At 66.0% G+C, this 13,728-nt stretch carries 12 protein-coding genes and 1 pseudogene; 11 read left to right on the forward strand and 2 right to left on the reverse strand.

Features of this window, described 5'->3' with window-relative positions:
- The first annotated feature begins 17 nt into the window (after window positions 1–17).
- Window positions 18–1,205 (forward strand): mannonate dehydratase, encoded by a 1,188-nt coding sequence (gene uxuA / locus AC24YW_RS29545; protein ID WP_487486227.1) that lies wholly within the window; start codon window positions 18–20, stop codon window positions 1,203–1,205.
- 59 nt (window positions 1,206–1,264) lie between these two features.
- Here uxuA and AC24YW_RS29550 read toward each other — a convergent pair whose 3' ends face one another.
- The gene (locus AC24YW_RS29550; RefSeq protein WP_487486015.1) at window positions 1,265–2,203 is read right to left on the reverse strand and encodes a LysR family transcriptional regulator; all 939 of its coding nucleotides are present in this window, start codon (window positions 2,201–2,203) and stop codon (window positions 1,265–1,267) included.
- 211 nt (window positions 2,204–2,414) lie between these two features.
- Here AC24YW_RS29550 and AC24YW_RS29555 point away from each other — a divergent pair, with 211 nt between their 5' ends.
- From AC24YW_RS29555 to AC24YW_RS29580, 6 genes are all read left to right on the forward strand, one after another.
- The gene (locus tag AC24YW_RS29555; protein ID WP_487486016.1) at window positions 2,415–3,494 is read left to right on the forward strand and encodes an ABC transporter ATP-binding protein; all 1,080 of its coding nucleotides are present in this window, start codon (window positions 2,415–2,417) and stop codon (window positions 3,492–3,494) included.
- A gap of 30 nt (window positions 3,495–3,524) precedes the next feature.
- Entirely contained in the window at window positions 3,525–4,241 is a 717-nt protein-coding gene (locus AC24YW_RS29560) for an HAD family hydrolase (RefSeq protein ID WP_487486017.1), read from the forward strand.
- A 14-nt stretch (window positions 4,242–4,255) separates the two neighbouring features.
- Window positions 4,256–5,563 carry an NAD(P)/FAD-dependent oxidoreductase gene (locus AC24YW_RS29565; RefSeq protein ID WP_487486018.1) on the forward strand — a complete coding sequence of 436 codons (1,308 nt, stop codon included), beginning with the start codon at window positions 4,256–4,258 and terminating at the stop codon, window positions 5,561–5,563.
- Between the two features lie 21 nt (window positions 5,564–5,584).
- Window positions 5,585–6,631: an ABC transporter substrate-binding protein gene (locus AC24YW_RS29570; protein WP_487486019.1), complete on the forward strand. Its 1,047-nt coding sequence runs from the start codon at window positions 5,585–5,587 to the stop codon at window positions 6,629–6,631.
- A gap of 68 nt (window positions 6,632–6,699) precedes the next feature.
- Window positions 6,700–7,512 (forward strand): ABC transporter permease, encoded by an 813-nt coding sequence (locus tag AC24YW_RS29575; protein ID WP_487486228.1) that lies wholly within the window; start codon window positions 6,700–6,702, stop codon window positions 7,510–7,512.
- A complete protein-coding gene (locus tag AC24YW_RS29580) occupies window positions 7,509–8,294 on the forward strand; it encodes an ABC transporter permease (protein ID WP_487486020.1) in 786 nt (261 codons plus the stop codon). The genes AC24YW_RS29575 and AC24YW_RS29580 overlap by 4 nt, the downstream gene beginning before the upstream one ends.
- A gap of 28 nt (window positions 8,295–8,322) precedes the next feature.
- Here AC24YW_RS29580 and AC24YW_RS29585 read toward each other — a convergent pair whose 3' ends face one another.
- Entirely contained in the window at window positions 8,323–9,012 is a 690-nt protein-coding gene (locus tag AC24YW_RS29585) for an aspartate/glutamate racemase family protein (RefSeq protein WP_487486021.1), read from the reverse strand.
- Window positions 9,013–9,226: 214 nt separating this feature from the next.
- Here AC24YW_RS29585 and AC24YW_RS29590 point away from each other — a divergent pair.
- The 4 genes and pseudogenes from AC24YW_RS29590 to AC24YW_RS29605 all read left to right on the forward strand — a co-directional run bounded on the left by AC24YW_RS29590 (window position 9,227) and on the right by AC24YW_RS29605 (window position 13,726).
- A pseudogene (locus tag AC24YW_RS29590) lies at window positions 9,227–10,886 on the forward strand (thiamine pyrophosphate-binding protein).
- Window positions 10,887–10,890: 4 nt separating this feature from the next.
- Window positions 10,891–12,156, forward strand: a complete 1,266-nt coding sequence (locus tag AC24YW_RS29595) for an NAD(P)/FAD-dependent oxidoreductase (protein WP_487486022.1) — start codon at window positions 10,891–10,893, stop codon at window positions 12,154–12,156.
- Between the two features lie 9 nt (window positions 12,157–12,165).
- Window positions 12,166–12,906: an aspartate/glutamate racemase family protein gene (locus AC24YW_RS29600; protein ID WP_487486023.1), complete on the forward strand. Its 741-nt coding sequence runs from the start codon at window positions 12,166–12,168 to the stop codon at window positions 12,904–12,906.
- 40 nt (window positions 12,907–12,946) lie between these two features.
- Window positions 12,947–13,726 (forward strand): SDR family NAD(P)-dependent oxidoreductase, encoded by a 780-nt coding sequence (locus tag AC24YW_RS29605; RefSeq protein WP_487486024.1) that lies wholly within the window; start codon window positions 12,947–12,949, stop codon window positions 13,724–13,726.
- The last annotated feature ends 2 nt before the right edge of the window (window positions 13,727–13,728 follow it).

Here is a 13,728-nt window from a genome sequence, read left to right on the forward strand (position 1 = left end):
TTTGGGAGAGACCCATGATGCTGGAGGGATGGCGCTGGTACGGGCCGGATGATCCCGTCTCGCTCGATGACGTCAGGCAGGCCGGGGCGAGCCAGATCGTCTCGGCGCTGCATCAGGTGCCGATCGGGGAAGCCTGGACGCACAAGGGGGTCGAGGAGCGCAAGAATTTCATCGAGAACGGCCAGCCCGGCCGCTCGCAGCTGACCTGGTCGGTGGTGGAATCGATTCCGATCCCCGACGACGTCAAGCGGCTCGGCGGAAAAGCGACCAAGTCGATCGAGGCGTGGATCGCGAGCCTGGAGGCGGTTGCCGCGTCTGGCATCAAAATCATCTGCTATAACTTCATGCCCGTGGTGGACTGGTGCCGCACCGATCTGGAATGGGAGCTGCCGAACGGCGCCCGTGCCATGCGCTTCGACCAGGACCGCTTTGCCGCGTTCGAGCTGCACATCCTCAAGCGCCCGGCCGCTGCTCAGGAGTATAGCCCCGAGCAGCAGGCGCGCGCGAAAAAGCTGTTCGAGCAGATGAGCCAGGCGGATATCGACTATCTCGTTATGGTGATTGCCAGCGCGCTGCCAGGCTCGACCACCGAGCCGATGACCATCCCGCAATTCAGCGATCGGCTGGAGGCCTATCGCGACATCACGCCAAAAATCCTGCGGCAGCACCTTGCGGAATTTCTCGCGCGCGTCGCGCCGGTCGCCGAGCAGCTCGGCGTCTCGCTGACGCTGCACCCGGACGATCCGCCGCGGCCGCTATTCGGCCTGCCGCGCATTGCCTCCAGCGCCGACGATTATCAGGCGCTGTTCGATGCGGTGCCGTCGAAGGCGAACGGCATCTGCTTCTGCACCGGCTCGCTCGGCGTGCGTGCGGAGAACAATCTGCCAGAAATGGCCGAGCGCTTCGGCCCGCGCATCGCGTTCGCCCATCTGCGCGCCACCAAGCGCGAGGCCGACGGGCTGTCGTTCTACGAGTCTGACCATCTCGACGGCGACGTCGACATGATCGCGGTGCTCAAGGCGCTGCTCAAGGAGAACGCGCAGCGTTCGCCCGAGAAGCGAATCGTGTTCCGCCCCGATCACGGCCACCGCATGCTCGACGATCTCGCCGCCACCAAGCGCACCAATCCCGGCTACACCGCCATCGGCCGCCTGCGCGGCCTCGCAGAGCTCCGCGGTGCGATCCGGGCGATCGAGCATCGGTAGAGGCCACAACTCCATCCAATGACGTGGAGAGAGAGGAGCGTCACCCCAACACCGCCTGCCTAGTAGCACGCCGCCATCGCGCCGAGCTTCGGATAAAGCCGGTCGATCGCGGCGATCTCGCTTTTCATCTGCGCGATGATCCAGTCGCGGATCTCGGCGGCGATGGGACGCATGATCCGGTTGCGCGGCGGCAGGAATTCGCAGATGCGGCGCGTCGTGGTGAGCGTGTCGGAGGCCGGCACCAGCGCGCCGGTGAGCAGCCAGTGCGAGGCAACCGTCAGCCAGCCGAGCGCAATGCCCTGACCGAGCAGGGCGGCCTGCACCACGACGGCATAGTCGGTGAAGCTCAGCGCCTTCGCCGCGCCGCGGCGGCCGGTGAGAAGCGATGCGTAATCCGCGGCCCAGTCGCCCGGCGTTTCGGCGAGGCGAATGATGGTGTTGCCTTCAGTGGGATCGGTCTCGCCGAGATAGGTAGGGCTGCACATCGGCAGCATCACTTCCTTCATCACCAGCGTGCCGCCGGAGGGCGGCTCGTCGCGGTCACGGAAGCGCATGCCGAGATCGACATTCTCCACCGGCCCGCGCAGCGCGCCGGAGATCAGCTGGAAGCGCAGATCCACTTGCGGAAACTGCTTCTGCAGCTTGTCGATGCGCGGCATCAGCCAGTGCGTGGTGAAGGCGGAGGAGACCGACAGCGTCACCGTCTCGGTGCCCTTGCGGCGCCGCTCGATCTCGACGAGCCCGCTTTCGATGCTGCGAAAGCCTTCGAGCACGCGGCGATACAGCAGCTCGCCTTCCTCGGTGAGCACCGCACGGCCCGCCTTGCGATCGAACAGGCGGACGCCGAGATGCTCCTCGAACTGACCGAGCATCCGGCTCACCGCCGGCTGCGTTACGTTCAATTCGGCGGCCGCCGCCGTGAAGCTGCCATTGCGCGCGGCTGCGTCGAAGACGAACAGGGCGTTACCGGACGGCAGCATGCGGCGAAGCTCGGGCATAACGTCATGTTATGAGCGCGGTGAGAATTTGGCAATTGCCGAGTTTTGGCAAGTCTGATGTCATGAGCATGACAGCTTAAAGACAGGCCCTTCGAGAGAAGATTTGGTGCGGCGCACGCTTCGATCGTGAGTGCTCCAAAGCCCTGTCTATAAAGCAGGCTTATGGCGCGCAGTGAGGCACGCCAGCGCAGGGACATCGCGAGGACGATCGTTGGACAAGCGAGCGGAAAGCGTCGAGATCAGGTCCGCCAGCAAGGCCTATGGCGCCGTTCGCGCCCTCGATAACGTTTCGCTCAACGTCGGCGCCGGTGAATTCGTCTCGCTGCTCGGCCCTTCCGGTTCCGGCAAGACCACGTTGCTCGGCATTCTCGGCGGCTTCATCCTGCCGACCTCAGGCACGATTCTGTTCGGCGGCCGCGACGTCACCTGGATGCCGCCGCACAAGCGCGATATCGGCGTTGTCTTCCAGAACTACGCGCTGTTCCCGCACATGAGCGTCGGCGAGAACGTCGCCTTTCCACTGCGTGCGCGCCGCCTGCCGAAATCTTCCTGGCCGGACAAGGTGCGCGCAGCGCTCAGCATGGTCGGCCTTGCCGGCTATGAAGAGCGCGGCATCGCGCAGCTCTCCGGCGGCCAGCGCCAGCGCGTGGCGCTCGCGCGCGCCATGATCTTCGAGCCGCGCCTGATCCTGATGGACGAGCCGCTCTCCGCGCTCGACAAGCAGCTGCGCGAATCCATGCAGATCGAGCTGCGGGCGCTGCACAGGCGCATCGGCGCGACCATCATCTATGTCACCCATGACCAGCGCGAGGCGCTGACCATGAGCGACCGCGTCGCGGTCATGAAGGACGGCCGGTTGATCCAGATCGACGAGCCGGCGCGGCTGCACGATCATCCCGCCGATTCCTTCGTCGCCAGCTTCATCGGCGAAGCGACGATGCTGCCGGTCCGCCGCGTCGATGCTTCCAGCGTCGCGCTCGGCAACGCCTTGCTGCGCAGCGCGCGCGCCATTCCCGATGGCGATGCCCTGATGCTGGCCGTGCACAGCGAGAAGCTCTTGATCGACGACGGCGCGCAGGATGCCGCCTGCAACCGCCTGACCGGGACCGTCACCGACATCGTCTATCAGGGCGAGAGCCTGCGCATTTTTCTCGCGCTCGAAGGCGGCATCGCGCTCAGCCTGCGTCAGCCGAGCTACCACCAGGCCTATCACCGCATTCCGCCGCTCGGCGGCAGCCTCACCGTCACCCTCCATCCCGAGGACACCATCGTCGTGCCCAGGGTGGACTGAAGTCTTGTTGCAACCTGAGAGAAGAAGAACATGTCGACCCAAGCCGCGTTCAGCAATTTCAAGGTCCTCACCTTCGACGTCGTCGGCACCCTGATCGATTTCGAGACCGGCGTGCTCAACGCGGTGCGCAAGATCTCGGGCAAGACGCCCGCCGAGCTCAGCGACGAGCAGATCTTCGAGCCCTACAAGCGCGGCCGCGACAGGCACTATGAGCGCTCCAGCGAGGCGATGTTCCACGTCTACCGCCACCTCGCCACGGAACTTGGGCTGCCCGCCGACGATGCGGCCTGCGACGTGTTCCAGCTGTCGGTGCTGCGCTGGGGGCCGTTCTCCGATTCCGTCGAGGCGCTCAAGCGGCTGCGCACGAAATTCCGCCTGGTGGCGATGACCAATGCGGACCGCGTCGCGCTGTCCTGCTACGCCCACGCGCTCGGCGATCCCTTCGACGACACGGTGTGTGCCGACGACACCGGCGTGGCCAAGCCGAATCCGGAGTTCTTCGCTTACAACAAGGGCCGCCAGTCGGCGTTCGGCTACAAGCAATCCGACATCCTGCACGTCGCGCAGAGCCAGTATCACGACATCGGGATCGCGCGGAAGCTCGGCTACAAGGTTTGCTGGATCGAGCGCCGCCAGGGCATCGCCGGCTTCGGTGGCACGCCGGCGGTGGAGACGCTGACCAAGCCGGACTTCCATTTCCCGACGCTGAAGGCGCTCGCGGACGCCGCGATCGGGCCGGCGGCGTAACGGAGAGCTGTGGCATGACACGGGACTTTAGCGCGCTGCCTTCGGTCAATTCGCTGTGGGAAGCCACGGCGGAGCCGGCGCGCGACTATCCCGTGCTGTCGGGCGAGAGCCAAGCCGATGTGGTGATCATCGGCGCCGGCTACACGGGCCTCTCCGCCGCGCACCACATTGCCACGAGCGGGCTCAGCCCCGTCGTGCTCGAGGCCAACCGTCCGGGCTGGGGTGCGAGCGGGCGCAATGGAGGCGTGATCACCGCGAAATTCCGCCTGTCGTTCCGCGAGATCGACGCTGTGCACGGCCGCGCCATGGCGCGGCGCATGTACGAGATCGCGCATGAATCGACCGACATGGTCGAGGAGCTCGTCTCCGAATTCGGCATCACCAGCGCAAACCTTGTGCGCACCGGCCAGGTCAAGGCCGCGCACAATGAGACGACGCTCAAGGCCGCGATCGACGAAGCGAACTGGATGACGCGCGAGATGGGCTCCGCCGCGGTCCGCATCCTCGACAAGAACGGCGTCCGCGAGGAGACCGGCTCCGACATCTTCGTCGGCGGCGTGCTCAATCCCGGCTCGGGCGGCATCCATCCGCTGAACTATCTGCGCGGCCTTGCCGACGGCGTGGTGCGCCGCGGCGTCCCCATCTTCCAGCAGTCGCCGGTCGTCAAGCTTCGGCGCGAGAAGGACGGCATCGTTGCCGAGACACCGCAAGGCGAGGTGCGCGCCAAGCAGGCGATCATCGCCACCAACAGCTATTCCGACCTGACCGGCGCCACCGCGCATCTGCAGCGCACGCTGATTCCGTTCCGCAGCGCGATGGTCGCAACCGAGCGGCTCCCCGGCAATCTCGCGGGAAAGCTGATGCCGACGGGGCGCACCTACACCGAGACCAAGCGCATGATGCGCTGGTTCCGCATGGTCGACAACCGCGTCCTCTTCGGCGGTCGCGGCGCCTTCGGCAAGCAGGATTCGCAAGCCGCGTTCGATGCCTTGTGCAAGGCGATGGTCGGCATCTTCCCCGATCTCGCCGATGTCCCGCTCGCATACAAATGGTCGGGCCTCGTCGCGATGACGCTGGACTCGGTGCCGCATATCGGCCGGCTCGACGATCGCACGCTGTTTTCGGTCGGCTACAACGGCGCCGGCGTTGCGATGTCGAGCCTGATGGGCCGTTATCTCGCCGCCTTGGTGCGCGGCGAGACGCCCGACGTCGGCCTGCTCGACGCGCGGCGCATGAAGGCGATTCCATTCTATCCGCTGCGTGAGCCCGCCGTGCGCATGGTCGCTGGCTGGTACCAGTTTCTCGATGCGATCGGCAAGTAGGATCATTTGGAGGAGGTGAGGATGACGATGACACAGAAATTTGGATTGGGCTGCGCGCTGCTGGGCGCGATCGGATTGACCAGTGCGGCTGATGCCGCCGAGCAGATCACATTCGTCTCGCAGGGCGGCGCCTATCAGCAGGCGCAGACGGTGGCGATCCTCGATCCCTCCGCCAAGAAGCTCGGCATCACCATCAACCAGGACTCCATTCCCGACGCGTGGCCCGCGATCAAGACGCAAGTCGGCAGCGGCAAGCCGATCTGGGACGTCGTCGACACCCCGACCGGCAACTGCCTGCGCGGCGGCGAGCAGGGGCTGATCGAGAAGCTCGACTTCTCGAAGATTCCAAACGGCGCGGCGATGCCGGAGGCCTATCGCAGCCCCTATTCGGTGTCCTACGAGTTCTATTCCAGCGTACTGTCCTACAGCCAGAAGACCTTCCCGAAGGACGCGCCGAACAGCTGGGCCGATTTCTGGGACGTCAAGAAATTCCCCGGCCGCCGCGCTCTGCGCAACCACCCGTTCGCGACGCTCGAGGCCGCGCTGATGGCCGACGGCGTCGCGCCCGACAAGCTCTACCCGCTCGACGTCGACCGCGCCTTCAAGAAGCTGGAAGAGATCAAGCCGCACATCACGGTGTGGTGGACCTCGGGCGCGCAGTCGGCGCAGCTGCTCAATGACGGCGAGGTCGACATGGAGATGGCCTGGAACGGCCGCGTCAGCGCGGTCGCCAAGGAAGGCGCGAAGGTCGCCTTCACCTACAATCAGGGCATCTTGCAGAGCACCTCGCTCTGCATCCTGAAGGGCGCGCCGAATCTCGAGACCGCGGTGAAGTTCCTCAACCAGGCCGTTGACCCCGTGCACCAGGCCAACCTGCCGCTCCATATCGATTACGGCCCGGGCAATCCGAAGGCGTTCGAGACGGGCGTGATCAAGCCCGAGCGCGCGGCGCAGTTGCCGAGCGAGCCGGCCAATGCGGCCAAGCAAGCGCTGATGTCCTACGCCTGGTGGTCCTCGCCGGCCGGAGAGGCCGCCGAGAAGCGCTGGGCGTCCTTCATGCAGAAGTGAGCGAGGCAGCGTTGACGACCTCAGTGCCAGATCCCTCCCAAAAGCATCAGCGCCGCGAGCACGGCCTGATGCTGGCATTGGTGTCGCCGGCGCTGCTGGTGATCCTTGCCTTGATCGTGCTGCCGGTCGGTTGGCTCGCCTGGCAGTCGATCTATCATGACGGCTTCACGCTGGAGAACTATCGCCGCGTCTTCACCGAAGACGTTTACTGGCGCAGCTTTGCGCTGACCTTCGAGATCAGCCTCGCGGTCACGGCAATCGCGCTGCTGCTCGGCTATCCCGTGGCCTATCTCGCCAATTCGGTGCCGAAGGGGTGGAGCATCCTCATCCTCTCGCTCGTGGTGCTGCCGTTCTGGACCAGCGTGCTGGTGCGCGCCTATGCCTGGCTGGCGCTGCTGCAGCGCACCGGCGTGATCAACCAGTTCCTGCGCTATCTCGACGTCATCAGCGAGCCGCTCGCGCTGGTCCACAACACGTTCGGCACGGTGGTTGCCACCGTGCACATCCTGCTGCCGTTCATGGTGCTGCCGCTCTACGCCACCATGCAGAAGATTCCGAACGATCTGATGCAGGCCGGCGCCAGCCTGGGCGCGAGTCCCTCGCTGACCTTCATGCGCGTGTTCCTGCCGCTGTCGCTGCCGGGCGTGCTCGCGGGCTGCACCATGGTGTTCGTGCTCTGCCTCGGCTTCTACATCACGCCGGAGCTGCTCGGTGGCGGGCGCACGGTGATGGTATCGATGCTGGTAAGCCGCAATGTCGAGCTCTACAACCAGTTCGGCGCCGCGAGCGCGGTCGCCGTGGTGCTGCTCCTATGCGTGCTCGCGATCTTCTTCGTCGTCAGCCGCTTCATCTCGCTCGACCGCGTGCTGGGGCAGAAATGATGCGCGCCTCGCCCGCACGGATCGCCCTCTACGTGATCAGCGCGCTGGTGCTGATCTATCTGATCCTCCCCGTTCTGATCATCGCGCCGATCTCGTTCTCCAGCGCGCGCTTCCTGACCTTCCCGCCGCCGTCCTTCTCGCTGCGCTGGTACCAGCAATATTTCTCAAATCCCGCCTGGATGCAGGCGACACGGGTGACGCTGACGGTCGCGCTCCTCACCGTCGTGATCGCGACCCCGTTCGGGGTGGCTGCTGCCTATGCCATCAGCCAGTCGAAGCTGCGGATCATGCGGCTAATCCACATGGCGCTGCTGCTGCCGCTGGTGGTGCCGATCATCATCACCGCCGTCGGCATCTTCTTCGTCTATGCCAAGGTCGGTCTGGTTGCGACCATGCCCGGCCTCGTGCTGGCGAACGTGATGCTGGGCCTGCCCTATGTCGTGATTTCGGTGCTCGCGGGCCTGCAGAGCTTCGATCCCGCGCAGGAGATGGTGGCGCGCAGCCTCGGCATGAACCGCCTGCGCAGCTTCTTCGCGGTGACGCTGCCGCAGATCAAGTCCAGCGTGGTCGCCGGGGGCATCTTCGCCTTCATCTCGGCGATGGACGAGACCATCGTCGCGCTGTTCATCTCCGGCGGCCAGTACCAGCCGCTGACCAAGCGCATGTTCACCGCGCTGCGGGACGAGATCGATCCGACCATCGCCGCGATCTCGACCTTGATGACGGCGGCCTCATTCATGCTGGTGCTGCTGGCGAGCGCGCGACAGAAGCGGAGCGGGTGAGGACAGCCCACGTCCCCAGGAGATCAAATCACCCGATCGCGAAATCGGCGGCCGTTTCCGCGTGAATTGCGGTCGTGTCGAACGTCTCGACAGACGTGTCGTCCGGGCCGACCAACATGGTGATCTCGGTGCAGCCGAGGATGATGCACTCGGCGCCGTCGGCGACGAGGGCCGCCATCACTTCCTGGTAGCGGCGGCGCGAGGGTGCGGCGACGTTCCCGAGGCACAGCTCGTCGTAGATGATGCGGTTCACCTCGGCGCGCTCGTCCGCGGGAGGAACCAAGACGTCGAGACCGTGCGCGCGCAATCGGTCGATGTAGAAGTCCTCCTCCATCGTGAACTTGGTGCCGAGCAATCCGACCCGCCGATATCCCTTGGCCCGGATCCGCTCGGCCGTCGCATCGCCGATGTGGATGAACGGAACGCTCACGCTCGATATGATCTCGGGCGCCAATTTATGCATCGTGTTCGTGCACAGCACGATCGCCCGCGCGCCGGCGCTTTCGAGCAGCCGCGCGACCTCAGCGAGACTCGCCGCCGCCTCCTGCCAGCGGCCGGCATATTGCATCTGCTTGATCTCCTCGAAATCGTAGGAGTACATCAGAAGCGGGGCCGAATGCAGCTTGCCGATGCGGTCGCGGACCCGCTCGTTGATGAGCTTGTAGTAAAGCGCGGTGCTCTCCCAGCTCATGCCTCCGATCAGGCCGATGGTTTGCATTCCGGTGCTCCAGACGAATTGTTCGGGCCGGATCGTAGACGAAGAACGCGAAGCTCGCCATCTTGGCCGCGGCAAGGCCTGTAGTGCAAACGGCAGGGACGGGCATGACCCCTGCGCAGGCTGCGAGAAGCCTTTCGACCTTGCGCACGCTCTCGGCCTGTCTTAGGCCAGTTCCCGAACAAGTGCGCATCGCCAGAGCTTCGAGGGAGCCGACATGACCATTCGCAACACCCGCACCGGGGGCCAGATCCTGATCGATCAGCTCGTCGCCCAGGGCGTCGAGCGCGTCACCTGCGTGCCGGGTGAGAGCTATCTGGCGGCGCTCGATGCACTGCATGACAGCCCGATCGACGTCGTGATCTGCCGCGCCGAAGGCGGCGGCGATGATGGCGGAGGCCTATGGCAAGCTCACGGGCCGGCCCGGCATCTGCTTCGTCACCCGGGGCCCGGGTGCGACCAATGCCAGCCACGGCGTCCACATCGCGATGCAGGATTCGACGCCGATGATCCTGTTCGTCGGCCAGGTCGATACCGGCATGCGCGAGCGCGAGGCGTTCCAGGAGCTCGACTACAAGGCGGTGTTCGGCTCGATGGCGAAATGGGCGGTCGAGATCGATCGTCCCGACCGCATTCCGGAGCTGGTGGCGCGCGCCTTCCGCGTCGCCATGCAGGGCCGGCCCGGTCCCGTGGTGATCGCGCTGCCGGAGAACATGCTGACCGAGACCGCGGCGGTGGCGGACGCCATGAGGGTCGAGCCCGCCGTGAGCTGGCCGGCGCCGGCCGATATCGAGAGGCTCGGCGCCATGCTGGCCGGGGCCAAGGCGCCACTCGTCATTCTCGGCGGCTCGCGCTGGACCGACGAGGCGACCAAGAGCATCGCGCGGTTCGCCGAGCGGTTCGACCTGCCGGTCGCGACCTCGTTCCGCCGGGCCTCGCTGATCGACGCCGACCATTCGCATTATGCCGGCGACCTCGGCATCGGGCCGAGCCCGGGCCTGAAGGCGCGCATCGACAATGCCGACGTCCTCCTGCTGATCGGCGGCCGCATGTCGGAGATGCCGTCCTCGTCCTATACGCTGCTCGACATTCCCAATCCGAAGCAGAAGCTGATCCATGTGCATCCGGGCTCCGAGGAGCTCGGCCGCATCTATCAGCCTGATCTGGCGATCCAGGCGACGCCGGCCGCCTTCGCTGCCGCCGTCGAGACGCTGAAGCCGTCAGGCACGGTGGCGTGGAAGGGCGAGGCCGCCAAGGCGCACGCCGATTATCTGGCCTGGACCGGGAAGGCGCGCGAGCTGCCGGGCAGGTTCCAGTACGGCGAGGTGATGACCTGGCTGCGCGACCGCCTGCCGAAGGACGCGATCGTCTGCAACGGCGCCGGCAATTATGCCGGCTGGATTCATCGCCATCACCGCTTCCACAGCTTCGCCGCCCAGCTCGCGCCGACCTCGGGCTCGATGGGCTATGGCGTGCCGGCGGGTGTGCTGGCCAAGCGGCAATATCCGGATCGCGTCGTGGTCGCGTTTGCGGGCGACGGCTGCTTCCTGATGAACGGCCAGGAATTCGCAACCGCCGTGCAATATGACGCGCCGCTGATCGTCATCATCATCGACAATGCGCAATACGGCACCATCCGCATGCACCAGGAGCGCGACTATCCCGGCCGCGTCGTCGGCACCCAGCTCAAGAACCCGGACTTTGCGATGTATGCCAAGGCGTTCGGCGGCCATGGCGAGCGCGTCGAGCGGACCGAAGAGTTCGCACCTGCGTTCGAGCGCGCGCTCGCCTCGGGCAAGCCGTCGATCCTCCACTGCATCATCGATCCCAGGGCGATCTCGGTCGGCAAGGACTTTACGCCCGCAGTGAAGGCTTAAAGCGATGCCTGACGGCCGCCACGTCGCCATCATCGGAGCCGGCGCGGTCGGCGTGATCAGCGCCATCGAGGCGCTGCGCGAGGGGCACCGCGTCACGCTGATCGATCCGGGCGAGCCCGGCGGCGAACAGGCGGCGAGCTACGGCAATGCCGGCTGGCTGTCGTCGCATTCGGTGATTCCACCGGCGGAGCCGGGCGTCTGGAGGAAGGTGCCGGGCTATCTGATCGACCCGCTCGGCCCGCTCGCGATCCGCTGGTCTTACTTGCCGAAGGCGCTGCCCTGGCTGATCAGATATCTGCTCTCGGGCTGGACCGCGGCGCGGGTCGAGACCACGGCGTTCGCGCTGCGCGATCTGTTAAAGGACGCGCCGCTGCTGCACAGGAAGCTCGCGGAAGAAGCCGGCGTCCCTGAATTGATCGAGCGCAACGGCGTGATGCACGTGTTCACCTCGCGCGGCAATTTCGACGATGATCTCGGCTGGCGCCTGCGCAGGAAGGTCGGCGTCGAATGGATGGAGCTCAATGCCGACGAGATGCGTCAGCGCGAGCCGGATCTGCATCCGCGCTACACCTTTGGCGTGGTGGTGGAAGAGGCCGGGCGCTGCCGCGATCCCGGCGCGTATGTTGCAGCCCTCGCCAATCATGCGATTGCGAGCGGCGCCAAGCACGTGCGCGCCAAGGCGACCGGGTTGAAGGTCGAGGGCGGCAAGCTCGTCGCTGTTGTCACCGAAACGGGCGAGATCGCTTGCGATGCAGCGGTGGTCGCGGCCGGTGCCCGCTCGAAACAGCTCACCGCATCGGTCGGCGATCCCCTCCCGCTCGAGACCGAGCGCGGCTATCATGTCGTGATCGAGAATCCGGAAGCAGGTCCGCGCAGCTCGATGATGGCCTCCGACGCCAAGATGGTGGTGAACTGGACTAACAAGGGCCTGCGTGCCGCCGGCACGGTCGAGATCGCCGGCCTCGAGGCCGCGCCGAACTGGAAGCGCGCCGAGATCCTGCGCAACCACCTCGTCAGCATGTTCCCGAAATTGCCGAAGGACATTCCGGCCTCGCGGGTCAAGACGTGGTTCGGCCATCGCCCGAGCATGCCGGACGGACGGCCCTGCATCGGCTATTCGCGCGCCTCGCGCGATATCGTCTATGCTTTCGGCCACGGCCATGTCGGCCTGGTCGGCTCGGCCCGCACCGGTCGTCTCGTCGCCCAGCTCGTGAGCGGCAAGGCGCCGGAGATTCCACTCGCGCCGTTCGCGCCCGATCGTTTCCTCTGAGAGCGCACAATGACCAATCCTGGCAACTCCTCCCGCATCGCCCGTGGCGGCAAGGCCATCTACGGCGCGCCGCTCGGCATCCTGATGCTGGAAGCGCGCTTTCCCCGCATTCCCGGCGACATGGGCAACGGCACGACCTGGCCATTCCCGGTGCTCTATCGCGTGGTGAGCGGCGCCTCGCCGGAGAAGGTGGTGCTGAAGGGCGCGGCCGGCCTGTTGCCCGATTTCATCGATGCGGCCAAGGATTTGGTGCGGCTCGGAGCGGAGGCCATCACCACCAATTGCGGCTTCCTCTCGCTGTTCCAGAAGGAGATCGCGGCGGCGGTGGGCGTTCCCGTCGCGACCTCTTCGCTGATGCAGGTGCCGTGGGTGCAGGCGACCCTGCCGCCGGGCAAGCGCGTCGGCCTCGTCACGGTGTCGGGCTCGACCCTGACGCCGGCCCATCTCGAAGGGGCCGGCGTGCCGCTCGACACGCCGCTGGTCGGCACCGAGAACGGCAAGGAGTTCTTCCGCGTCCTGATCAAGGCCGAGAAGGACGACATGGACGTCGCGCAAGCCGAGCGCGACGTGGTCGAGGCAGGCAAGGAGCTCGTCGCCAGGCATCCGGATGTCGGCGCCATCGTGCTCGAATGCACCAACATGCCGCCTTATGCCGCAGCGCTTCAGGCCGAGGTCGGGCTGCCGGTCTACGACATCTATTCCATGATCACCTGGTTTCACGCGGGCTTGCGCCCGCGCGTCTTTGCGTGAACGCGTCCGTGAGATCGTCACAAGTTGCAGGAGTGAACCCATGAAACTATCCGGCAAGGTCGCGGCCATCACCGGCGCGGCGCGCGGCATCGGCAAGGCCTGCGCGAAGAGATTTTTGGACGACGGCGTTAAGGTCGTCATCTCGGATGTCGATGCCGAGGGCCTCGCTGCGACGGCCGCCGAGCTCGCCCGGCCGGATGCGCTGCGCACGATCGTGGGCAACGTCGCCAAGCGCGCGGACGTGGATCAGCTGGTCGCGACCGCCGTGAAGGAGTTCGGCGGGCTCGACATCATGGTCAACAATGCCGGCGTCGCCCGCAACCGCGACATCCTCGACATCACCGAAGAGGAATTCGACGAGATCATCGGCATCAATCTGAAGGGCGCGTTCTTCGGCGTGCAGGCGGCGGCGAGGCAAATGATCGCGCAAGGCGGCGGCGGGGTCGTCATCAACATGTCCTCGGTGAACGCGCTGCTGGCGATCCCTTCGCTTGCGACCTACGCGATGTCGAAGGGCGGCATGAAGCAGCTGACCTCCGTCGCCGCCGTCGCGCTCGCCCCGCACAACATCCGCGTCGTCGCGGTCGGGCCGGGCACGATCCTGACCGACATGGTGGCCTCGTCGATCTACACCTCGGAAGACGCCCGCAAGACCGTGCTGTCACGCACGCCGGCGGGCCGCGGCGGCGAGCCGAGCGAGGTGGCGTCCGTCGTTGCGTTCCTTGCCAGCGACGATGCGTCCTACATCACCGGGCAGACGATCTATCCGGATGGCGGCCGGTTGGTCCTGAACTACACGGTGCCGGTGAGGGAGACGTAGGG

The sequence above is a fragment of the Bradyrhizobium sp. USDA3516 genome, assembly GCF_057651995.1.

What these genes read in the sequence shown, in the direction of transcription:
- AC24YW_RS29575 (WP_487486228.1), top strand. Translation starts at nt 6,700, where the DNA reads ATGCTGGCATTGGTGTCGCCGGCGCTGCTGGTGATCCTTGCCTTGATC.
- AC24YW_RS29585 (WP_487486021.1), bottom strand. Translation starts at nt 9,012, where the DNA reads ATGCAAACCATCGGCCTGATCGGAGGCATGAGCTGGGAGAGCACCGCG.
- AC24YW_RS29595 (WP_487486022.1), top strand. Translation starts at nt 10,891, where the DNA reads ATGCCTGACGGCCGCCACGTCGCCATCATCGGAGCCGGCGCGGTCGGC.
- uxuA (WP_487486227.1), top strand. Translation starts at nt 18, where the DNA reads ATGCTGGAGGGATGGCGCTGGTACGGGCCGGATGATCCCGTCTCGCTC.
- AC24YW_RS29600 (WP_487486023.1), top strand. Translation starts at nt 12,166, where the DNA reads ATGACCAATCCTGGCAACTCCTCCCGCATCGCCCGTGGCGGCAAGGCC.
- AC24YW_RS29570 (WP_487486019.1), top strand. Translation starts at nt 5,585, where the DNA reads ATGACGATGACACAGAAATTTGGATTGGGCTGCGCGCTGCTGGGCGCG.
- AC24YW_RS29605 (WP_487486024.1), top strand. Translation starts at nt 12,947, where the DNA reads ATGAAACTATCCGGCAAGGTCGCGGCCATCACCGGCGCGGCGCGCGGC.
- AC24YW_RS29550 (WP_487486015.1), bottom strand. Translation starts at nt 2,203, where the DNA reads ATGCCCGAGCTTCGCCGCATGCTGCCGTCCGGTAACGCCCTGTTCGTC.
- AC24YW_RS29565 (WP_487486018.1), top strand. Translation starts at nt 4,256, where the DNA reads ATGACACGGGACTTTAGCGCGCTGCCTTCGGTCAATTCGCTGTGGGAA.
- AC24YW_RS29580 (WP_487486020.1), top strand. Translation starts at nt 7,509, where the DNA reads ATGATGCGCGCCTCGCCCGCACGGATCGCCCTCTACGTGATCAGCGCG.
- AC24YW_RS29560 (WP_487486017.1), top strand. Translation starts at nt 3,525, where the DNA reads ATGTCGACCCAAGCCGCGTTCAGCAATTTCAAGGTCCTCACCTTCGAC.